This window comes from Ignavibacteriota bacterium, from assembly GCA_016218045.1.
In the GTDB taxonomy this organism is placed as follows: Bacteria; Bacteroidota; Ignavibacteria; order SZUA-365; family SZUA-365; genus JACRFB01.
The window spans coordinates 1-23,288 of record JACRFB010000007.1; the positions used below are offsets into that span (position 1 = coordinate 1).

13 protein-coding genes are annotated in these 23,288 nt (G+C 61.9%); 4 read left to right on the forward strand and 9 right to left on the reverse strand.

From position 1 onward, the window contains the following. Nucleotides 1-85: 85 nt before the first annotated feature. From HY962_02190 to HY962_02225, 8 genes are all read right to left on the reverse strand, one after another. Nucleotides 86-1,735 (reverse strand): FG-GAP repeat protein, encoded by a 1,650-nt coding sequence (locus HY962_02190; protein MBI5645714.1) that lies wholly within the window; start codon nucleotides 1,733-1,735, stop codon nucleotides 86-88. Between the two features lie 50 nt (nucleotides 1,736-1,785). After that, complete coding sequence (locus HY962_02195) at nucleotides 1,786-2,199, reverse strand: T9SS type A sorting domain-containing protein (protein MBI5645715.1); 414 nt, start codon at nucleotides 2,197-2,199, stop codon at nucleotides 1,786-1,788. Between the two features lie 1,159 nt (nucleotides 2,200-3,358). Then, nucleotides 3,359-6,601, reverse strand: a complete 3,243-nt coding sequence (locus tag HY962_02200) for a LysM peptidoglycan-binding domain-containing protein (GenBank protein ID MBI5645716.1) — start codon at nucleotides 6,599-6,601, stop codon at nucleotides 3,359-3,361. 344 nt (nucleotides 6,602-6,945) lie between these two features. Beyond that, nucleotides 6,946-8,562 (reverse strand): hypothetical protein, encoded by a 1,617-nt coding sequence (locus tag HY962_02205; GenBank protein ID MBI5645717.1) that lies wholly within the window; start codon nucleotides 8,560-8,562, stop codon nucleotides 6,946-6,948. Between the two features lie 36 nt (nucleotides 8,563-8,598). Next, nucleotides 8,599-9,804, reverse strand: coding sequence for a glycosyltransferase (locus tag HY962_02210; protein ID MBI5645718.1), 1,206 nt, complete (start codon nucleotides 9,802-9,804; stop codon nucleotides 8,599-8,601). A gap of 12 nt (nucleotides 9,805-9,816) precedes the next feature. Next, nucleotides 9,817-10,899, reverse strand: a complete 1,083-nt coding sequence (locus tag HY962_02215; protein ID MBI5645719.1) for a glycosyltransferase family 9 protein — start codon at nucleotides 10,897-10,899, stop codon at nucleotides 9,817-9,819. 31 nt (nucleotides 10,900-10,930) lie between these two features. Further along, nucleotides 10,931-11,905, reverse strand: a complete 975-nt coding sequence (locus HY962_02220) for a glycosyltransferase family 2 protein (GenBank protein ID MBI5645720.1) — start codon at nucleotides 11,903-11,905, stop codon at nucleotides 10,931-10,933. Between the two features lie 66 nt (nucleotides 11,906-11,971). Continuing rightward, nucleotides 11,972-17,329, reverse strand: a complete 5,358-nt coding sequence (locus HY962_02225; GenBank protein MBI5645721.1) for an AAA family ATPase — start codon at nucleotides 17,327-17,329, stop codon at nucleotides 11,972-11,974. 241 nt (nucleotides 17,330-17,570) lie between these two features. Between HY962_02225 and HY962_02230 the strand changes: the two genes are divergently transcribed. The 4 genes from HY962_02230 (at nucleotide 17,571) to HY962_02245 (ending at nucleotide 21,750) form a co-directional block, all read left to right on the forward strand. Continuing rightward, nucleotides 17,571-18,497, forward strand: coding sequence for a hypothetical protein (locus HY962_02230; protein ID MBI5645722.1), 927 nt, complete (start codon nucleotides 17,571-17,573; stop codon nucleotides 18,495-18,497). 411 nt (nucleotides 18,498-18,908) lie between these two features. Beyond that, nucleotides 18,909-20,033, forward strand: a complete 1,125-nt coding sequence (locus HY962_02235) for a carboxylate-amine ligase (GenBank protein ID MBI5645723.1) — start codon at nucleotides 18,909-18,911, stop codon at nucleotides 20,031-20,033. Nucleotides 20,034-20,182: 149 nt separating this feature from the next. Then, on the forward strand, nucleotides 20,183-21,223 hold the full coding sequence (locus HY962_02240) for an aminopeptidase (protein ID MBI5645724.1): 1,041 nt from the start codon (nucleotides 20,183-20,185) through the stop codon (nucleotides 21,221-21,223). A 197-nt stretch (nucleotides 21,224-21,420) separates the two neighbouring features. After that, nucleotides 21,421-21,750, forward strand: a complete 330-nt coding sequence (locus HY962_02245) for a four helix bundle protein (protein ID MBI5645725.1) — start codon at nucleotides 21,421-21,423, stop codon at nucleotides 21,748-21,750. A gap of 40 nt (nucleotides 21,751-21,790) precedes the next feature. On the opposite strand, the gene HY962_02250 is transcribed toward HY962_02245, so the two are convergent. Continuing rightward, the gene (locus HY962_02250; GenBank protein ID MBI5645726.1) at nucleotides 21,791-23,227 is read right to left on the reverse strand and encodes an RtcB family protein; all 1,437 of its coding nucleotides are present in this window, start codon (nucleotides 23,225-23,227) and stop codon (nucleotides 21,791-21,793) included. Nucleotides 23,228-23,288 lie beyond the last annotated feature (61 nt).

The following is a 23,288-nucleotide window of genomic DNA, read 5'->3' on the forward strand; positions in this document are numbered from 1 at the left end:
CGTAGCGGCCGGTTGTGCACGAACGACAGAATACGCTAGAAGTAGGACGAGGCCACACATGAGTGCTTTCATGAAGGACCTCCTGTCAGCGTGTGACGAGTATGGTGGTGGTGACGGTGCCGGTGTTGCTCTGCACTGTAAACAGGTAGGTTCCTGCCGCAACCGGGTGTCCCGATGCATCACACGCGTCCCAGCCCAGTGCATGTGTGCCCGCGGCAAGTTGTCCCGTCCGCAGCGTCCGCAGCTCGCGGCCGAGCAGGTCGTGCACGCTCACGCGGACGGTACTCGGCGCAGGAAGTGTGACCAAGGCCGTGCTGGAACCATGGGTGGGGTTCGGCCAGACGGGACTAATGGTTATTCCCGTGGGTGATACTGGCGGGCCTTGTTCCTCCACCTTCAAATCCTTGTTGCCGCCGAGAACATGGAAGAAGCCGCGGCGAGGGCCCGTCCCATTAAATGGAACTGAAACAATAACGTCATCGAATCCGTCGCCGTTCACGTCACCGAGTGCTGCGAGTCGATTGCCTGTGGCGCGGCTTCCGTAATACTGTTCGTATCCAGGTGACCAGCTTTTACCGAACTCCCTATTGTTTATTCCGAAACTCCTTCCAGGCCAATATGTCATAAAGACGGCAATCGTGGCGGCGCGGACCGCAAAGTCGCTGTAGGTGTCGTTGTTTAGGTCGCCAATACTATACGCATCGGAGGCGAGATCGGGCCAGGATGCCCTGGAGAGCATCTTCGAAGGAACCGGTGCTATTCCTGCACCAGAACCGTAATGGATGTACCCATCTGTTTCCGCGTAGAAAATGTCCAGGATGGAATCATTATTCATATCCAGAATGCTTGCCTGTTCGAGGTACGTTTCGGAACTGTCTCGACTGCCGACGAATCTAGAATCCAAAAGTACATCTGGTCGGTCAGCCGAAAGTGCCATACCAGCAGATCCATAATGGAGATTGAGTAAATACCAATTCTGGGGTGACGATGAACTTGAGTTGACATGACGTTGACCAATAGCCAGGTCTGCATATCCATCATCGTTCACATCACCAACGGATGTGATATATCCATAGGCAATTTGATTCGGTTGCTTGCTTGGTATCAATAACACGTCTGGGACCTTGGGGAACGTGTCCGCGCCCATGTAAATATATACACAGCCGTCACCAACGGATTCATCCCCCCTGCCCTGATAATCGCACACGAAGAGATCCATTGCCCCATCGTTGTTTATATCGCCGGCAACAAATGAGGCCCCGAAGGTCGAAGTGGCACGTTGCGGGTATGACAGAAGTTTAATACTGTCACCACAAAACAGGCATGGCGCGCGTCCATATACGACATTTATCCATCTCCGCTTGTCAAGAACAGAATCTATGATACGGTTTGTGAGAAGTACCGTAACAAGATCACGATGCCCATCTCCGTTGATATCTGCATAGACGGCATTACGACCACCTGGAATGATTACATCCGCTGTGCAATCAAGGATACCAGGACCACCGAAATACACACGCAGTTCGTTTTTATCCGCCGCATTCACCCCAAAATCCGGCCAACCATCTCCATTGACATCGTCGAGCGCCACGACGCTCCAGCCCAATCCCGTAGGCCAATCTTCTCCTGTACACTCGAGTAGTGTTTTAAGTTCAGACTGTGCATAAGTCAAGCCGAATGGCATGCCCAATCCAATTGTCAACACAATGATATAGAAAATTCTATAGGTATGCATGGTATTCTCCTTCGCGTCTCTGTGATGAAGGCCAATAGGCAGCGCGTTCATCATCGCAGCACCGTCACGCGTTTCATCGACCGATGTGCACCCGCCTTCACTGTTACGAGATATACACCGTTCGGTAACGACGGTCCCGCCTCGAAATTCAGCGAATGCATGCCTGCAGTGCGCCACTCGTCCAACAGCCGTGCAATTTCACGTCCCTGCAGTGTAAACACCTGTACGCGCACATTCTCGGCATCGGGCAGCCGGAAACGTATCGTTGTCACCGGGTTGAAGGGATTCGGATACACACGCAGGTCGAGTGGATCCACCGGCGCGGGGAGGTCGCCCGTCGAGCGTGCGCTCCGTTTCTGCACCAGCTCACGGGGCAACACACGCCGGTAGCCGTTGCGGACCAGTAGGGCTTGACGACGTTGAAGGTCGGTGTACGTGCCGCTGAGGATCTCGTCAATCCGCATGATTACCCCCGTACTTCGTTGGACATGACGACCCCGCTTTGAATATCACTCCCAATGATACATTCGGTGGGATGGGCTACTGCCCCCCCCCCCCGCGAGAGTCGTAAACAGAACGGTAATAAGACAAGCAGTTTTAAAGCGGATCATGATCCCTCCAAAGGAAATGATGCGGCACTGCGAAGCACAGGTACGTAGTATAAAGGACAACAATATCAATTTATGGAGTGCTACTCGAATAGTCAAGGAAATTGTGCGTCCGCACGTAAGTCGCTGTGAGCTGGAGGGGGCACTAGTAATGCGTCATGTTACTTCTCGGATCACCCTCACCCCGGCCCGCTCCCGTTCCGGGAGGGTGACTAGTCTGGCTTGGGTGGTGTCGTTGGCGTAGATCGGTAGGTGGTAGATCGGTAGGAGGTAGGTGGCAGATGGTAGATGAATAAACGACACGCCGATCCGATTCACTTCGCGTTGTATTCAGTGTGTGCGCTACTCACGGATCACATCCGCAGGGGCGACCGGCGGTCGCCCGACACACGTGCGGGAATCGCGTTGATCGGTAGGTGGTAGTTGGTAGATCCGTAGGTGGTAGATGGTAGATCGGTAGACGAATAAACGACACGTCGATCCGATTCCCTCCGCGTTGTATTCGGTGTGTGCGCTACGCGCGGATTACATCCGCAGGGGCGACCGGCGGTCGCCCGACACGCGGCACGCCGCGACACACCTCTAGCACAGTTGCGACCAGCGGCGTTGGGGTCCCGGGGCGTCACGGGCGACCTGCCGGTCGCCCTTATCCGATTTGATTTGCGGGTTGCGGACACGCCGAATGGAGCGCGGGGAGAATCGGATCGGCGTGTCGTCTAATCGTCTGATCGTCTAATCGTCTGATCGTCTAATCGTCTGATCGTCTAATCGTCTGATCGTCTAATCGTCTGATCGTCTAATCGTCTGATCGTCTAATCGTCTGATCGTCTAATCGTCTGAACGTCCGACTGACCACCGTCGCGCCTCGACAGGCTCGGCGTGACACAAAACCGCTGTCCCGCTATCAATACTCCCTCGTCCCCAGTCCCTCGTCCCCAGTCCCTCGTCCCCCGTCCCCAGTCCCTCGTCCCCAGTCCCTCGTCCCCCGTCCCCAGTCCCTCGTCCCCCGTCCCACCTACTGCGCCTGGTAGGTCAACTCCTGGCCGGGACGGATGGTGTCGATGAGTTTGTTCCACTGCTCGAGATCGGACACAGTGACGCCGAGGCGGCGGGCGATGCTGTAGAGTGTGTCACCTTCCTTCACGACGTAGGTGCGCGCGGAGACACGAGGGGCGGCGGCGGCGTGGGTCTGCTCGGCTTGCGGGGCGGGCGGTGCAACACGCAGGGCCTGGCCGACACGAATCGTTTCCCGCTTCAGATTGTTCCACTCGCGGATCTCGTCGCAACTCCGTCCGAATTTTTTTGCGATGCTCCAGAGATTGTCGCCCTTGCCGACGGTGTAGGTCGTGACGGACGCGTCCTGCGTTGCAACGTCGGTTTTCGTCACAGCCACCGACGGTGTTTCGGACACCTTTGTCCCCTGCTGCTTGACCACCGCCTCGTGGATATTCGCACCCTTCACCTTCCCGTCCTTCGTTCCTACCTCCTTCGCTCCCAGCTCCTTCGATCCCAGCTCCTTCGATCCTACCTCCTTCGTTCCTACCTCCTTCGTTCCTAGATCCTTCGATCCTACCTCCTTCGATCCTACCTCCTTCGATCCTAGCTCCTTCGATCCTAGCTCCTTCGATCCTAGCTCCTTCGCCGCCGGCAGCGGCGCCTGAAGCCGCAGTTCCTGCCCCGTCTGTACCTGCAGATCGCGGATGTTGTTCCACAACGTCAACTGCTCGACGCTCAGACCGAACTGCCGCGCGATGCCCCAGAGATTGTCGCCTTTCCGCACGACATACGACTTCGGCCGTTCGTGTGTGACCTTCGGCTGTGCGTTCGACGAGAACACCGCGTCGACAGCGCCTGCAACCGAAGCCGCGCCGGATGAGGCCGGTGCTTTCACGCGCAGTGTCTGTCCGGCCTGCACCGCGTCCGAGTGTAATCCGTTCCACTTCTTCACGAGTTCGAGCGTCGCGCCGTGCGCCTGGGCGATGGACCATAGCGTCTCGCCCTTCGCCACGGTGTGTGTGTCGTCGGATTCGCCCTTTTCCACACTTGCCTCGACGAGCACTTCATCTTCTTCCTCAACGGCCGCACCTGTGCGCACATCCTCTTCATCATCCTCGGCCTCGGCTGCCGCGGCGGCTGCGGGTTGGGGCGATGTACTTGCAACAACAGGCGGCTTGCCGGCATCCGGGACGTCGCGGTACACACGAAGCACCTTTCCGGGTCTGACGCGTGAGGTGCGGAGTTCGTTCCACTTGCGCAGATTGTCGATGGACACGCCGTAGGTGCGCGCGATCGACGAGAGGGTCTGCCCCTGTTCCACGCGGTGCAACGTGGCCTTGCCCGCCTTGTTCGACACGGTGTGCGCGAGCGGTGTTGCGACGACGCGGCGACCGGGCGCCTTGGCCTCGGCAAGCGCGATCTCGCGCGCCTTCTGCTCCTCGCTCGCAAGCTGTTCGGCGGATTTCTCGCGCGCGTCGGGACGCGTCCATACAATAAGTTCGCGGCCCGGAATCAGCGGCTCGTGCGGCGCCATCGAGTTCCAGATCATGAGGTCCGACACCGTGGTGTAATACCGGTTCGCGATGCCGCCGAGTGTCATGCCCTTCTCGATCGTGACCGTGCGTTTCTCCCTGCCCTTGGTTCTGCGCAGCGGATCCTGCGCCGCCTTCGACGAACCGCTCGCAAGGTTGTCGATCGCGGTCTGCGAGGCGACTCCGTCGATGGCCGACTGTTTGGGAACACGCAGCAGCTCGCCCGGTGTGAGGCGGCGCGCGTGTTTCATGCCGTTCGCCTGCCGCACCTGCGCAACTGTCAGGCCGTACATCTTCGCGACCTTGGCCACCGTCTCGCCGCGGCGCACGGTGTGATAATCCATCTCTATCGCCTTCACGGGCGAATGCGTGACGATGTTCGAGGCGAAGGTCTGCGCGCGGCCCTTCGGCACACGGATTTCAAAGCCGCCTTCGTCGGGCGGTGTCACGGGCTGCAGGAGGAAGGGATTGTAGTCGAGGAACTCGTCGGTGCTGAGTCCCGCCGCGTCGGCAAGGTCGTCCACCTTGTAGGATTTTTCGAGCGGCACCACTTCGTAGTCGAGCGGTTCGTCGTATTTCAGCGCGGTGAAATCGTACGACGCCGGATTCAGCGCGATGATTGCTGCCGCAACATAGCGCGGGACGTAGTTCTGCGTCTCCAGGGGCAGGAACTCCTGGATGTCCCAATAATTCGGCTGCGCGACACGCGAACGCTGCAGCGCGCGGTCGATGCGCCCCGTGCCGGCGTTGTACGCGGCGAGCGCCAGATGCCAGTCCTTGTACCGGTTGTAGAGGTCGCGCAGGTGCCGGGCCGCGGCGCGTGTGGCCTTCTCGGGATTGCGCCGGTCGTCGCTGTACCAGTCGCCGCGCAGACCGTACATCTCGCCGGTGGACTTGAGGAACTGCCACAATCCGACACACTTCGCCCAGCTCCGCGCGCGCGGATTCACGCCGCTCTCGATCATGGTCAGGAAGATGATCTCCTCGGGCATGCCCTCTTCCTGTAATATCGGACGCATCACCGGGAAATACCTGCCCGAACGCTCGAGCCACTTCCCGAAGTGGTTCTTCATACGTGTCGAGAAAAAGATAATGTTGCGCTCAACGTCCGGATTAATAGGCAGTGGAATCGTTGTGGGAGGCGGCTCGCGGAAACCGACCGTGGCGACATCGAGGGTGTCGCTCGCCGCTTCCGAACGCTGGATGAATTCGAGGGCGGCCATCGGCACGTCGAGACCCTGCTGGGTAATCGTCGTGGCGCAGCGCTTGTACATGCCGAGCAGCGCGCGGCTCAGTTCGGCGAAACCGCTGTCGTTCTCGAGTCCGGGCAGGAAACTCGCGCCGTTCAGCTTGTCGAAGGCGAGGTTGCACTCGCCCACCGCCATCACGGTGTCGAGATTCTCGAGGGCCTTCGAGGCGAGCACGAGGTGCAGACGGGCGCGGTCGAGCAGGGGTTCGGTGTCGGCCAGGTTCACATCCGGAGCCGTCGGGAGACTGTCGAGATCCACCGGCGGTTTCGGAAGTGAGGGATCGGGCTGCGCGTTCGCAACGGCGGTGGAAGTGGCCGAGGTGTCCTGGGACACGCGGGCTGTCTCCGTCACTTTCGACGAGGAACAGCCGATGTACATCGCGGCGCATAACAGCGCCACCAAAGGCAGGAAAGCCGCGCGCGAGTACCTGCCGAATCGTGCGGCGGATTCTCGAGCGCGTGGCAGTTCTGTTTTCTTCACCGGGGGTTCCGTCCTGTTTCAGTGTGTAACGACATGCTGATCCCCATCCTTCAAGGGAACAGGGGTACTCCATTGTAGGAAACCTAGCACTTCATTCGCACAAAATCAACGGATCCGTTGTGATTGACCGCAGATTCTGCAAAAGAATTATTCGCCGGAAAAGCATGCCGTACCATCACATACAGAAACGGGCTCAAGTGAGTTCTCAAGATCGCCGCCAGTCCCGGAACCGTACCCGTCCCGCGGCATGCTTCACACACCGTTTCTGTCGATATTATTGTAGCAGAATCTCCCGCCGAAAGCGGAATCAATCTGCCTCGACCGGGCGCAACCGGTTGCCCGGATTACTTCTTCTTGAACACCAGTGCCCCGAATCGCCTGTCGGCCGAAATCGCCTGATGTATCATCTCGTAGGCGGGATTGTTCTGGAAGAACTCGTACGGGACGTCGCCCCCGAACTGACTGTTGCCGTAGTGGCTGTCCCAAATCACGATCGCTCCCGGGGGCGCCTTCTCGAGGGTGGCAATCTGCATGGAATGGTCGCGCGCCTTGTCGTTGATGTCGATGTCGGCGAAGTAGCGGAAGAGGACGTGATTGCAGTACAGCGCCTTGTTCTGGACGTCCGGCGGCTGCGCGGTGTACCACGCCGCGAGATCCTTCATCGTCTGCGCCTCGGTGTCGAGGAGGCGGGGCTTTTCGGCATACAGGGTGTAACCCACCGACAGTACGAGCAACAGCGTGGCGAAGGAGGCGCCGTTCAGCAGGCGCATCCCCGCAAAAAGCGCAAAGAGGATCACCACGCCGAAGGTGACAAGCAGCTTCGAGTATTCGGCGGTGTCGGTGAGCGTGAGGCCGTTTGATTCTTTCGAGAAGAAGACGAGTGTGGAGAAGGTTGCGATGGCGAGTCCGCCCCAGGCCCAGCCGCGGCGTGCGGGATCCATCATCAGCCCCAGCCCCTTCCCCGCATACACGGCCGCGAGGGGCGCTATCGACAGCATGTAGCGCCAATGCCCGGGATTCGCGCCGAAGTTGGGCACGTCCCATGCCGAAAACACCGACCAGGCCCACATCAGCGTGAACACAAAAAAGAGGAAGCCATGTTCTGTGACGGCCTCTTTCCAGCGCGCGGGCGCAGCGAGGAAGGACCAGTACCCCACGATCAGCAGGGCCAGTGTGACGGGTCCGACCATGAAAATGTACGTTTCAAAATAATGCCAGAAGGGTTTGTGCGGCACCTCGACATTGAGGCCAATACGGCGCATGTCGTCGATCAGCCACATGGCGTTGCCGGTGGCACCCCAGCCGATCAACGCCAGCACCAGCGGCGTCCATGCGAGGAGCAGGAATGGCACCCACTGCTTCCGCACGAGGAAAATGATCCCGAGACCGATGCTGATGAGGGCAAACTCCTGTCGTATCGAGAAGATGTACGACGAGGTGAGGGCCGCGAGCACGTACTGCTTGCGGTAATAGAATAGAACCATCAGCACGGCGAAGAGGCCGGCAGTTATTTCGGAATAACTCCGGAACGAGATCTGCAGGAACAACGGCTGCGCGGCAAGCAGCAAGGCGGCGACCGACGAGTTGCGGATTTTCAGGGTGCGGCCCAAATGATACGTGGCCAGCACGGTGAGGGCCGATATGAGGCAGTGCGCCAATACCACACCCGTGAAGCCGAAGAGGCCGGGGACAACCAAAAGAATTTTCCAGCCGGGTTTGGGTTGATTGCCCATGATGCTGAACGGATCACCCCAGAACTGCCGGATGTTGCGATAGTGGCCGATCTCGTCGTCCTGATAAAATCCGGTCGATCCGCTGCTGAACCACCAGTAGAGGAGGACAAGCAGGGGCACAATCACCCACATGTATTTTCCGACGAGCTCGTCGAGGTCGAAGGACTGCGCCTGCACGGGCGCGGCCGGCCGGACGCTCTGTTTCCGCAGTGATTTGGTCTTTGCCATCGTTTGATCCTTGCTTCCCGGGGTCCGCCGGCGCTGCTACTGCGCGCGGGCGCCGCGCCCGCCGCGATCGAGGCACGCGTGATACAGTGTCACGATGCCGTCGGCCATGAAGTCCCACGAGTATTTTTTCTTTTCGTCGATCACACCCGAACGCCACGTGTCGAAGAGCGCCTCGTCGTAGAAGCGCGACACGGCCTCCGCGATGGCGGACGGATCCAGGTGCGGCACCATGGCGCCCGTCTTCCCGTCCACAATCACCTCACCGAGTCCGCCCACGTCGGTCGCTATCACCGGACGGTGGAAGTTGTACGCGATCTGAATGATGCCGCTTTGTGTCGCGGTCTTGTACGGCAGTGTCAACACATCGGAGGCCGAGAAGTAGAGCCCGACCTGTTCGTTCGGCACATACTCGGCGTGGAAGTACACGCAGTCGTCGAGGCCGAGTCGCCGCGCCTGATCGCGGAAGGCAGCCTCGTTGTTGTAGAACTCGCCCACCACCAACAGGCGCGCGCCGGTGCGGCGGCGTATCTCGGGCATAGCGTCGAGCAGCACGTCGAGCCCCTTGTAGTCGCGCACGTAGCCGAAGAAGAGCAGCAGCCGCTCGTCGGGACGCAGCGCCATCGACGGGAACAGCGCGTTGAGCCGCGCGCGGGCCTCGTCGCGCGCGAGTTCCTCGCCGAAGATCTCGTACACGGGATGCGGGAGATAGGCCAGCAGCGGATCCTTTTTCCAGAGCCGCAGGTCGCGCTCGACGGCGCGCGACTGCACGACGTATCCGTCGATGAATCGGAAGGCGAACTGCGTCAGCAGTTTGTCGCCCGGGCGCTTTTCATGCGGGATCACATTATCGCAGATAAACACGGCCTGTGTATCCGGACGCCGGAAACGCGCGATTGCGGCGATCACGCCGTACGAGGGCGCAAAAAACGGCATCCAGAATTTGAAGACGAGCAGGTCCGGATGTTGCGCGCGGATGCGGAAACCCGTGCGTATCCAAGTCCACGGATTGATCGAATCGATCCACTGCGCGCTCTCGACGGGGATGCCCGCGTCGCCGCTCTCGTCCTGCGTCTTGCCCGGGAACAGAATTTTCGGGTACTGCCGCGAGAAGGTGACGATGGACACGTCGTGTTTCCGCGAGAGGTACTTCCAGAGGAGTCCGACGTAATGCGCGATACCGCCCCGGAGCGGATACGCGGTGCCGACAAGAACGATGCGCAGGCGTCCTGCAGTGTCGCTCATGGAGTTGGGAAATCAGCCGACGTGCGCCGGCAGGCAGCGCTGCACGGCAGCGAGCACGGTTTCAGGGGCGAGGTGCTCCATGCAGCGGTATTCGTTGTTCACGCAGGTGGGACGGAAGAAGCAGGTGCATTCCTTCGCCGGAGCCAGTATTTCGCCGCGGCCGTACAACTCGAACTCGCGCGGATTAAATATGTTGTTGAACAGCACCAGTTTTTTCCGGAGTCCTATCGCGATGTGCATCGCCATGGTGACGGCGGTCACCACCACGTCGCACTCGTTCATCAGGCCGATGAAGGTGCGCAGCGGAAAATGTCCGAGGTATTCGCCGCCCGAGGCCGCCGCGAGGCGCGTGTTTTTTTCGTGCTCCTGCTCGCCGCCGAGGAAGAGCGGTGTGCATCCTGCGGCGCGAAGTGCGGTCGCGAGCTGCACCCAGTATTCGTCGGGCCAGAGGCGGCTCGTCCATCGTCCGCCGCAGCCGGTGTTGAGTCCGACCACGGGGCGCGACCGGTCGAGACCAAACGGGTGTCCGCTGTCGGCTTCGAGGATGTACTCCTCGCCTTCCCACAGGTAGCCGCAGATCTCGAAGATCTCCTGCACGTAGTGTTTGGTGTTGAGCTTGTTGAGGTCGTCGAAAATTCCCGTGAGGAATTTATGTCGCGCGTATTCGTCGGTGGGCGCGCAGATGCCGTTGCGCAGCACAAAGCCGCGCTTGACACTCGCCTCGATGCGGTCGGCAAGCGCGCAGGCCTCGCGATCCTTGTCGAGATTGATGAGGAGGTCGAAATTGACGGCCATCACCGAAATGACACTCGCCATGTCGAAACGCATCTTCACGTCGACCATGGGCGGGAGCACGTCGGGCGTGTGTGTCATCCACCACACGCGCGCGTGCGGATACAGCGTGCGGAGCTTGCGCAGCAGCGGCGTGGTGCGGATCACGTCGCCCACCGCGCCGAGCTTGATGATCAGGATGTTGCGGTCGGTCTGCTCGTAGTAGGGGCAGGAGTCGCAATGATAACCGCCGCTCTTGTGCGGCGCGCACGGGATGTCGCCGCGGAAGTAGCGGCAGTCGGATTTGTAGCCCAGGTCCTGCATGGCGTTCTGTTTGGGGTCGGCGTGCGGCGTCTCAGCCGAGCGCGTCCTTGATGAGATAATCGCTGGTGCGCTGCTCGCGTTTTGCGATCATCTCGGCGAGCAGTCCGGTGGAGATGAGCTGAATGCCGACCAGCATGAGCAGGATGCCGAGGAAAAGAAGCGGCCGGTTGCTGATGGGCATGCCGAGCAGCCACTCGACGGTGAGCCAGGCGTTGATCACGATGCCGAGCACAAGCAGGATCGATCCGATCGTGCCGAACACGTGCAGAGGCCGCTGCGTGTAGCGCGAGGTGAACATCACGCTGAGCAGATCCAGAAAACCCTTGAAGAAGCGACTCAGGCCGAACTTGGTCTTCCCGTATTTCCGCGCGTGATGGAGGACCGGGATTTCGTCGACCGTGAAGCCGGCCATCTTTGCGAGCACGGGAATGTAGCGGTGCATTTCGCCATATACCTCGACGCTTTTGATCACGTCGAAGCGGTACGCCTTCAGACCGCAGTTGAAATCGTGTATGTCGATGCCCGAGATTCTGCCGGTGACGAAGTTGAAAAATTTCGACGGAATGGTCTTCGAGATGGGATCGTAGCGTTTCTTTTTCCAGCCCGACACCATGTCGAATCCCTCGTCGATCTTGGCGATGAGATTCGGGATTTCCTCGGGATCGTCCTGCAGATCCGCGTCCATCGTGATCACATACGCGCCGCGCGCGCGTTCGAAACCCACGGCGAGGGCGGCCGACTTCCCGTAATTCCGCCTGAAGCGTACCAGCTTGTAGCGGGCGTCGCGCGCATGGAGGCCGGCGATGGTGTCGGAGGACCCGTCTGTGCTGCCGTCGTCGATGAACCAGACCTCCCATGCCTCGGTAATGCGCGCGAGCACATCGCTGATGCGTGATGCGAGTTCGGGCAGCGACTCGACCTCATTATAGAGAGGAACGACAATGGAAATGTCGCAAGTGGGGCGATCTGTCGCTGTCTGCTGGGGCTGGTCGTTCACGTCGGACATACCGTAAGTAGGCAATCCTTCAAGATACCGACGCGGCGAGGATTTTGCAATCCGCTCCGCCCTGCCCTATTCGGCGGGAAGCACGACCACAAAACGCGCGCCGCCGAGCGGACCATCCTCCACACGCAGCGCGCCGCGGTGGCCCTTCACCACGATTTCGTAACTCAGGGACAAGCCCAGCCCTGTGCCCGTCCCTGAGGGTTTTGTGGTGAAGAAGGGCTGGAACACCTTTTCGCGAAGCTCGGCGGGCACACCTCCGCCCGAGTCGTCGATGGTTATTTCGACTCCTGCAGGCGTGCGCTGCGCGCTCACGGCCACGCACGGGGCTGTGCCGTCGCGCTGATGCCGCGTCTTCGCAGCGTGAAAGGCGTTCTGCAGAAGATTGAGGAACACGCGCACGAGGCCCTGCGCATCCGCGTGCACGATCAGGTCCGCCGGCGGCAGCTTCCTTTCCACCTCGACGGCCGCCGCATCGGTGTCGGCGAGCTGGCCGTGTACTGCCAGTTGCACGGCATCCTCGAGCAGGCCGCGCAGTGGCACATCCTCGCGGGCGCCGCTGGTTTTACGCGCGTGCAATTCCATGCCGCGGACAATCGACGCCACACGCTGTCCGTGATTGCGAATATGCGCGTTGTTCTCGTCGAGATCCGCGAGTATGGCGCGGACATCGTCGGAGGCGGCGCCGAGGTGGACGGCCGGATTCTGCAGCAGCATGGAGAGATCGCCGAGCAGTTCGCGCGACACGTCGGCGAAGGTGATCATGAAGTTCATCGGATTCTGAATCTCGTGCGCGACGCCGGCGGTCAGTTCTCCGAGCGAAGCCATTTTCTCGGCGTGAATCAACTGCTGCTGCCGCATCTGCAGCTCGTCGTAGGCGACCTGTATCTCGCGGTTCTTCTGCTGTTCCACCTCCGAAATTCTTCTGTGCGCCTCGGCGTCGCGCCGGGCCTGCTCGGCGTCACGCGCGATATCGAGCGCGTCCTCGAGACGGCGGTACAGTTGCGCGTTGTGCAGGGAGATCGCTATCTGCTGCGTGAGCAGGCGCAGCGGCGCGAGTATGTCGTCGGGGAACACGTCCTCCGTACCGCAATGATCGAGGTACAGGATGCCAAGCAGCGCGCCGCGTGCGCGCAGCGGGAGGCAGAGCACCGACCGCGGCCGGCAGCCGATGTAGGCCGGATCGTGGCGGTAGGGATCGAGCGCGGGACCTTGCAGCACCAGCACCTCGCCGGTGCGCGCAACCGACCGCACGACCGACGCCAGGATGCCGCTCTCCGTCGAAAGCGGCGCACCCTGCACGAGCCGCACCGTGTCGCTGTTGATGGTGGCCTCGGCATCGATGCGCCAGTCGCCCTGTCGTTCACTCAGGAGCGCGCCACGTTCGGCCCCCGCATGCCGGAGCACGATGCGCATCAGCGTGCGCATCAATTCGGGAAGCATGATTTCGCTCGATATCGCCTGCACCGCCTGCAACAGCGACTCGGTGTCGAGATTCACCATCGTTGTAGGTCGGCCCTCGCGGGACGCGCGACCAGAATCGACCGCCGACGCGATGCGGCGCTCCTCACGCGCGCGCAACTCGGCGGCCTTGGGCAGCGCGCCCCACGCCTCGTACGCGCCGACGGCCTCGAGCAGCAGGCCGTGCGCGCGTTCCTCGTCGCCGCGTTCGATGGCGTGCCGTGCCGCCCTTTCGCAGGCGAGCGCTTCCATGTGCAGGAAGCCCGCATTCCGCGCCGCGTTGACGGCACGGTCGTACAGGGCCTGCGCCTGCGTGTCGCCCGCAGCCGCGGCCAATTCTGCCGTGATCAGCGTCCACTTGTCCTCGAAATTCGCGGGACACCGCCGCATCCATCCCTCAAGACGGCGGAGTGAACGCAGGACCACGGTGCGCAGCCGCGCGGCCGCGGCGGATTCGCCCTGGTCCTGCAACAACACGGCCGCTGCGAGGCCGCGGTAGAAATGATACTCGGCGATGACGATCATGCCGCTTGCCAGCGGCAGAAGCGGTGCGATGGTATCGGCCAAAGCGGAGACATCCTCGAATCGTCCGAGCACGCAGAAATGCCGCATGCGGTTCACGCTCGCGACGAGATACGGCAGTCGTGTGGCGGCGGATTGCATCGCCGCTTCCACCACAAACGTGTCGAACGTGTCGTCGTCCAAAATGCCGGGGCCCGACGTACGCCCCAACAGTGAAACAACGATCTGCCGCAGGTAGCGCATCGTGAGCAGTCCGCGCGTCTCGCCGCACTGCTCGAGGATGTCGGCATGCCGTTCGCACTGCCGCAGGAGTTCCTCGAGCTTCAGGCCCGTGAAGAACTGCGAGTAGGTCAGGAGCAGGACGCTGTATCCCGCGAACACCCTGTTGCCGCTTTCCATCGCGAGCCGGTGGCTCGTCTCGAGCAGCGGCTGCGCGCCGGCGGCGGGTTTGAACCAGTGGTGGACGAAGCCGCCCGACATCATCAGACTGCGGCTTTCGGCGGCGACGTCGGCGAATCTCCGCGCGACCGCGATACCGGCCTCGGCGAGTTCGAGGGGCACGCTGCCCGCCTGATCCATCGCACCGTACAGGGCCGCGAGTCCGCTGTACCCGTAGCTCGACGCGGCGGTGTTGCCGTGCTGCATCGAGATGGACGCGATCTCGAGACACATGAGCGCGTATAGGGGCGGGCGCGTCAGCAGCGCCGCCGCTCCCGCGTGTTCAAGCAGCGTGGTGACATGGCGTTTGTTTTCGTCACGCACGTCGGGCAGGTGCACGAGCCCTTCGATGTCGGTGCGCATCAGCTCGGGCAGGCGCGCGCGTAGAGTCATAAACGCGGCGCGTTCCGAGACGGCCGTCGGGATCTCCGCACCCAGGCGCGCGAGGCCGCGCGCGGCGAGATCGATCGCGTCGCCGTAACGGCCAGCCGAGGTGCATAACAGGATCAGGCGCGAGACGATGTCGAAGTACTCGCCGTCGCCTGCGGCGCGCGCAAGCAGGCCGTGATACCGCTGCTCGGCGTCCGCGAGTTGGCCCAGTTGATATTCGCCCTCGGCGAGTTCGCGCTGCACGTCGCGCGCGAGCGCGCGGCCGTCGTCGCCGGGACAGGACTCCACCACCTGCTCCGCGCGGCGCAGCAGCTCCACCGCCGCGTCGGCCGCGCCATTGCGCCGCACAAAACGCGCGGCCCGCAGCGAAAGCCGCACGAGTCCGAGGCGCTCCTGTTCGTCGTCAATCAGGAACGCCGCGGCGTGAAGATGCGCGGCGATGTCGAAAACCACGTCGTCGCGCGGCGTGCTGCCGGCGGCGCGCAGCATGGCGCGTCCGATGCGCAGGCGCGCGCGCACGACATCGCGCTGCGGATCCGCGTTCAGCACCGACTGCCGCAGACTCTCGTGCGCGAAGCGGTAGCGCATGTCGTAGGTGCCCGAGAGGAACGTGGCGGGTGCGGACGAATACTCCTCGCGCAGAATTGCGCGGACCTCGCCGTCGGGCAACAGCAGTCCCGCCCGCAGCAGTGGCTGAAGATCGAGCAGTACCGCCGGGAGCGGCGCGGGCAATGTGACCGCGAGCACCGCGGCGTCGCAGTCCATCCCCGCGCAGGCGCACCACCACAGCAGTTCGCGCGAGGCCGCGGGCAGCAGCGCAATACGCGCGGCGGCCGACGAGCCCGACGGCGTGGCGCTCACACGCGCGGCGTCCCACACCCAGCGTCCTTCGGACGTGTCGTGACGCAGCGCGCCCTGCGCGTGCAGGGTCTGTAGGAGCTGCGCGATCTCGAGCGGACTGCCGCCGGTACGAATCTGCATGAGGCGCGCAAGTGGCGCGATCTCGTCGGGGTTCGCGCCGAGCGCTTCGCAGAGAAGACTGTGAATTGCAGGCTCGGTGAGTCCGCCGAGCTGTTGCTTCGAAAACACATACGCCGTGTCACCACCCTCGGCGGCGCGCACGAGGGCTGAGAGTCCGGGCGCCTCGTCCATGCGGGCCTCGTCGCAGGCCGCGAGTATCAACAGACGCGCGTCCTCGTCGGTGAGAACGGCGCCGAGGAGTTCGACCGAGGCCGCGTCGGCATTGTGCAGATCGTCGAGCGCGAGCACGAGGTGCAGGTGCGCCGAGGCCACGCGCAGGAAGGCGCGCAGCGCGTGCGACACGCGCCGCGCCGCGTCGATGTCGGCCCCGGGTGCGTCGTTCACCGCCCCGAGCACAGTTTCGAGTTCGGGCAGAAAATGCAGCAGTGTCGCGGCATTACTCCCGGCGGCGGCCCGCAACTGCGCGCGCACACGCCGCAGCCGCCGCTCCTCGAGTCCGAGTATCGCGAGCGCGACGACGCGCAGCGCCTGCTTCAGGCCCGAGTAGGGGGCGGTGTCGAGTCCGGCGTCGAAGCGCCCGAGTGCAAACACCGAGTATTCGCCGCGCATCACCCACGTGCTCCGGTGCAGCACCGCGGTCTTGCCGATGCCCGGCTCGCCGGTAAGCAGTATCATCTCGCGCGCACCCTCGCTGCTGCGCACGGCGGCGCGTTCGATCCACGTGATGACGGCGTCGCGGCCGAAGAGTGTGTCGGGGAAACGCGGCACGACGGCGGCGGGCGCCGCGTCGGGAAACACGCCGCGGCGGCGGCTCCCGAGTTCGCGCAGCAGCGGATCGAGGGCCTCGCCCGCGGCGCGGGCCGAGGGGAATCGCGCCGACGGCGACTTCTCGAGGAGTCGCGCGACGAAGTCCGCCAACGCATCGGGGAGTTCCGGACGCAGATCGGTGACACGGGGCGGCGTTTTTGCGAGGTGCAGATGGAACAACTCCGACGCGTCGTCGCTTGTGAACGGTCGCGTGGCGGTGAGTGCCTCGAACAACGTGACGCCGAAGGAATAGAGATCGGAGCGGTTGTCGACGGGTGTGCGCGTGCGCCCGGTCTGTTCGGGCGAGAAGTACGCGGCGGCCGACACGTCGCGCGGCCTGCGCGACGCGGTGTCGGTGATGGATCCGGTAAAGCCGGCCTGGTCGAAATCGACGAGCTGCGCGGGAGTGCCGTTGCCTGATACGATGATGTTCGAGGGATTGATGTCGAGGTGCACGATGCCCTCGGAGTGCAGCGCGTCGAGGGCGCGCAGCATGTCGGCGGCCATGTCGGCGGCACGCGCGGGAGCGAGGGGTCCGGCGCGCAGTTCGCGGTCGAGCGACGATCCGCCCGTATCGCGAAGGATGAGCGCGTGGCGATCCGGGAAACGCTCGTACGAGAGCGCGGACGCGATCTCGTCGCGGTCGAAGCGGCGCAGCAGCTCGTACTCGCGCACGCGCATCGCAAACTCCTCGTAGGCAACCGCGCGCAGGCGGAACTGCTTGACGATCACATCGGCGCCGTCGCGCGTGCGGACGCACCGCGCTACCGAGCCGCGCGCACTGCGGTGCAAGACTTCGTGGATCTCGTATCCAGGACATTCCGTCATGGAAACTCTCCTCGGGCGGGACTGTGTGGAAAAAAGAAGATACACGGAATCCTAATTGTTGTCAATTCGTCCGAATTGGATCCGTGTGCAACGTCATTGCGAGGTTCTCGCGGGGGGCTGTATATTTCCGTCACACAGGCATCACGATCATTCACCATTCCGCAGCCGCCATGAGAAAGTCCGTCGACGATTCAGCGGGAGAGCGGATACGCAGCGCGGCAGAGTGCGGGGATAACGCGTCATGAAAACCATCGGCATCATCTTCGGCATGGAGAACACGTTTCCGGGCGGAGTTGTGGATCGCATCAACGGCATGCGGCTCGACGGCATCACGGCCGAGTTTGTGAAGACGGGCGGCGTGTTCGATCTGCGTCCGGTCCGCTACGATGTGATCATCGACCGTATCTCGCACGACATTCCGTTCTACCGATCCTTTCTGAAACATGCCGCATTGCAGGGCTGCTGCGTGATCAACGATCCCTTCTGGTGGTCGGCCGACGACAAATTCATCGACATCCTGCTCGCCTCACGCGCGGGCGTGTCGGTCCCGCGCACGGTGATACTGCCGAGTCGCGAGCATCCGCCGAACACCACATCCGCGTCGATGCGGAATCTCGAGTATCCTTTGAACTGGGACGAGATCTTCGCCTATGTCGGTTTTCCGCTCTTCATGAAACCCCATGACGGCGGGGGCTGGCGCGACGTCTATAAAATTCACACGCCCGAGGAATTGTTCTACCACTACAATCAGAGCGGGGCGCAGTGTATGATGTTGCAGGAGGCCATCGAATACGAGGCCTACTACCGCTGCTACTGTGTGGGAAAACGCGAGGTGCGCATCATGCCGTACGCGCCGCATCACCCGATGCATCTACGGTACATGGTGGAGTATCACAACCAGCCCGCGGCGCTGTTCGAGCGGATGCACCGCGACACCATCGCGGTGAATGCCGCGCTCGGGTACGACCTCAACACCGTCGAGTTCGCCGTCCGCAACGGCGTGCCGTACGCGATCGACTACATGAATCCGGCGCCGGATTGTGATCTGTATTCCGTGGGGCAGGACAATTTCGAATGGGTTGTCGACGCCGTCGCGCGCCTCGCCGTCGATTGTCTCCTTCACGAACGAAAAAATGCGGTGTACACTGAAAAGGCACCTGACTCCTGAAACGATTCTGTTGTCTCCTCACACCCGCGTCAGGATACAGGAGGAAGGAGTCAGGAGACACGGGCGAGGTAAAATCCTGTCTCCTGTATCCTGATTCCTCACACCCGCGTTAGGAGACAGGAGGAAGGAGTCAGGAGACACGGGCGAGCCAAACTCCTGTCTCCTGTATCCTGATTCCTCACACCCGCGTTAGGAGACAGGAGGAAGGAGTCAGGAGACACGGGCGAGCCAAACTCCTGTCTCCTGTATCCTGATTCCTCACACCCGTGTCAGGATACAGGAGGAAGGAGTCAGGAGACACGGGCGAGCCAAGCTCCTGTCTCCTGTATCCTGTCTCCTCACACTCTTGGAATAGATCCATCTACCAGCTACTATCTACTATCTACCAACTACCATCTACCCCACCATCCAATGTCCCACCGCCCATCTCTTTCTCTCGGAATAGAGGAAGAATTCATGATCATCGATCCCCGGACGCGCGAGTTGAAATCGCACATCCAGGAAATCATCGACGCGGGGAGGCAGGTACTGCACGAAGCAATCAAGCCCGAGCTGCATCAGTCCGTCGTCGAAATCGGGACAGGTATCTGCCGCGACGTCGCGCAGGCGCGGGCCGAGATGACGGCCAGGCGCCGCGATCTTGCGCAGCTCGCCATCTCGCGCGGACTGCGCATCGGCGCGGCGGGCACACATCCGATTTCGCGCTGGGAGGATCAGACGATCACCGAGAACCTGCGCTACAAGCAGGTGGTGGAAGACATGCAGATGGTTGCGCGCGCCAACCTGATTTTCGGATTACACGTTCATGTGGGAATCGAGAACCGGCAGACCGCGATCGAGGTGATGAACGAGGCGCGGTACTTCATACCGCATCTGCTCGCGCTCTCGACCAACTCGCCGTTCTGGCAGCGGCGCAGGACGGGTCTCAAGTCGTACCGTCTGAAAGTGTTCGACAAATTCCCGCGCACAGGCATACCCGAGTACTTCTCGAGCTACGGCGAATTCGAACGGTTTGTCGATCTGCTCGTGCGCACCAACAGCATCGACGACGGCAAGAAGATCTGGTGGGACATACGCCCGCATCCACATTTCGACACACTCGAATTCCGCGTGTGCGACATCCCGATGCGCATCGACGAAACAATCGCCATCGCTGCGCTCATTCAGGCGATTGTGGCAAAGATATGGGCGCTGCGCGAACGGAATTTCGGCTTCCGCCTGTACCGCCGCGACCTCCTGATGGAGAACAAATGGCGCGCGTCGCGATACGGCATACAGGGCAAGCTGATAGATTTCGGCCGCGAGATCGAAGTGCCCTTCGCCGAACTCGTCGACGAGCTGCTGGAATTTGTCGACGATGTGCTCGACGAACTCGGCAGCAGATCCGAAGTCGGATACATCCGCGACATCATGCGCCACGGCAGCGGCGCCGACCGCCAGCTCGCCGTCTTCGATCAAACCGAAAACTACGAAGCCGTCGTCGATTACATCATCACCGAAACCCATCACGGACTCGGGCTGCTACTCGGTAGTTAGTAGATGGTAGATGGTAGTTGGTAGATAGGTAGAGAAGTCGCTCGGTATACAGCAGTTTGATCGGATCGCAGCACCGTACGAAAATCTCCCAACTCCCTACTCCCCACTCCCCCGTCCCCCGTCCCCACTCCCCCGTCCCCATTCCCACAATGCCCATCCGTACCATCGACCACATCCTCGCCGCCGGGTATCCTGACGACTTCCGGCAGGGCGCAGAAAACGCCATCGGCATATGCCTGCGTCTCGCGCCCGGGGAGTTATGTACAATCATCACCGACGAGGCCACGCTGCCGATCGGGGCCAGCCTGGCGGACGCCGTACATCGGCGCGGCAATCCGCTGGTCGTGTTTGTGCTCGAGGATTTTGGGCCACGGCCCATGACCGACCTGCCCGAGGAAATACTCGCCTCGCTGTCGCGCACCGACGTCAGTGTGTACGCATGCCGGGCGCAGGCGGGCGAACTCGCGCACCGCATCGGCATGATGCGTCTGATCGACACCGTGAAACCGCGGCACGGACACATGGTCAACATCAACGCGCGTATCATGGTTGAGGGCATGCGCGCCGACTTCGAAGCCGTCGACCGGCTCAGCACGCGGCTGCACTCCCTCGCCGTCGCGGCGCGGATCATCACCGCAACAACGCCACGCGGCACCGACCTGACCGTGCAGTTGTCGCCGACGCTGCGCTGGCTGAAGACGAGCGGCATCATCACCCGCGAGAAATGGGGAAACCTCCCGGGCGGAGAGATTTTCACCTCGCCCGCGCGTGTGGACGGCGTCTTTGTTGTGGACGGTGTTGTGGGCGACTGGCTCTGCGAAAAGTACGGCGATCTGCGCGACACACCGTTGCACATCACAATCGAGAACAGCCGCATCGTGTCCACCGCCTGCGCGAACAACACGCTGCTCGAAGATTTCCGCGCCTACACCCGCACCGATGAGAACTCGAACCGTGTCGGCGAATTTGCCATCGGCACCAACATCGCGCTGACCGGCGTGATCGGCCACATACTGCAGGACGAAAAAATTCCCGGCGTACACATCGCCTTCGGTCATCCCTACACAGAACACACAGGCGCCGACTGGCGCTCCACCACGCACATCGACGTCGTGGCCCGCAACTTCGACATCGCCTTCGACGGCCACCCCGTCATGCGTGCCGGCGTCTTTCTCGATTTCGCCGAGTAGGCCTTCGGGACAGCGGGAGAGCGGGACAGCGGGACAGCGGGACAGCGGGAGAGCGGGACAGCGGGACAGCGGGACAGCGGGACAGCGGGACAGCGGGACAGCGGGAACAAATTTTCTGATGTGGCGTATAACAGTTGGTGTCTGCGAGAAGGAAAAATATCGACAGGGTACACCAACTGTTGGTGTATGCACGTGGGATGGCAGGGGCGGATCAGATATTCGAAATCTCAACGCGACTGCCGACCCTTGAACGATTTGCCTTGGTTGATCAAATACGGCGATCCAGCAGATCAGTTTGCGCGAATCTCGCAGAAGCATGGGCCAAGCGACAGTATCGAGCTGCCTTCATCGCCAAATTATCCGATGCTGAAGCAGAAGCGCGAGAAACTCAAACGTGGATAGAATTTCTCGTCCGATGTCGTTACCTCGATACAAAAACAGCCCGCAAATTGTATGCATCGTACGACGAGGTCATTTCAATGCTCGTCTCGATGCGAAACAACCCGGAGAAGTGGCTCTTGCTTTAACTCCCGCTCTCCCGCTGTCCCGCTCTCCCGCTGTCCCGCTCTATCCTTTGATGACGCCGATAGGCCGGAAGCGCGCGACACGCAGCGTGATGCCCGCGTCGTGCATGACGGATACGACATCGGCGACATCCTTGTAGGCGTGCGGCATTTCCTCGGCGATGGTGCGCATGCCGGTGGCCTGAATTTCGACGCCACGCTCGCGTAATTCGCGCACCATGTCGCGGCCCTTGCTCGCGGCCATGGCCTTGTGGCGGCTCATGTGGCGACCGGCGCCGTGGCAGGAACTGCCGAAGGTTTCGCGCATCGCGCGCTCGGTGCCGACAGCGAGGTACGAGTACCGTCCCATGTCGCCGGGGATGAGCACGGGCTGTCCGACGCCGCGATACGCCGCGGGGATATCGGGGTGGCCGGGACCGAAGGCGCGCGTGGCGCCCTTGCGATGCATACACACATGGCGCTCGTGTCCATCAACCGCATGTGTTTCGAGTTTTGCGATGTTATGGCAGATGTCGTACACGAGCGAAAATCCGAGTTCCCGCTCCGATATTCCGAGCGCGCGCTCGAAGGCGCCGCGGGCGAGAGACATGATAACCTGGCGATTGGCGAAGGCGTAGTTGGCGGCGCAGCGCATGGCGCCGAGGTAGCGGCGGCCCGCATCGCTGCGCAGCGGCGCGCAGGCGAGCTGGCGGTCGGGCAGCACGATGTTGTGCGCCTGGGCCGCGGCCAGTGTCACTTTCAGATAGTCGTCGCAGATCTGATACCCGAATCCGCGAGAGCCGCAGTGGATCAGGAGTACGATGCCGTCGGGACGCAGTCCGAAGACACGCGCGGCCTCGGGGTGGTGGATTTCATCCACACGGCCGATTTCGAGGAAGTGGTTGCCGGAACCGAGTGTCCCGAGTTGATCGGCGCCCCGTTCCCACGGACGTTCGCCCACGGCCGCTGTATCCATGCCTCCGATACGCCCGCCCTCTTCGATGAAGTCCAGATCACTCTCCGCGCCGAAGCCCCTGCGCACGGCCCATCCCGCGCCCTCGCGGCACACCGCTTCGAGGTCTGCGCGCGACAGTTTTGGTATAGCGCGCGAAGCGCCCACACCCGTCGGCACAGCGCGGAACAGCTCCGACACCAACGCGCGAATGCGCGGCAACACATCGCCGACCGACAGGTTTGTGGTTACGAGCCGCACGCCGCAGTTGATGTCGTAGCCCACGCCGCCCGGTGAAATTACCCCTTCGTGCGCGTCCGTCGCGCACACGCCGCCGATCGGAAAACCGTAGCCCCAGTGTATGTCGGGCATCGCGAGCGAGTACTTGACGATGCCGGGCAGATGCGCCACGTTTGCAACCTGCTCGAGACTCTGGTCGCCCTCGATCTGCTGCATCATCGCGGCGCTTGCATACACGCGCCCGGGCACGCGCATGCCGCCGGTTTTCGGGATTTCCCACAGGGTTGGCGAGAGTTGCTTGAGAAGCATGGTGTTGGAATGAGGAGTTGGGAGTTGGGAGTGAGGAGTTAGGAGTTAGGAGTTGGGAGTG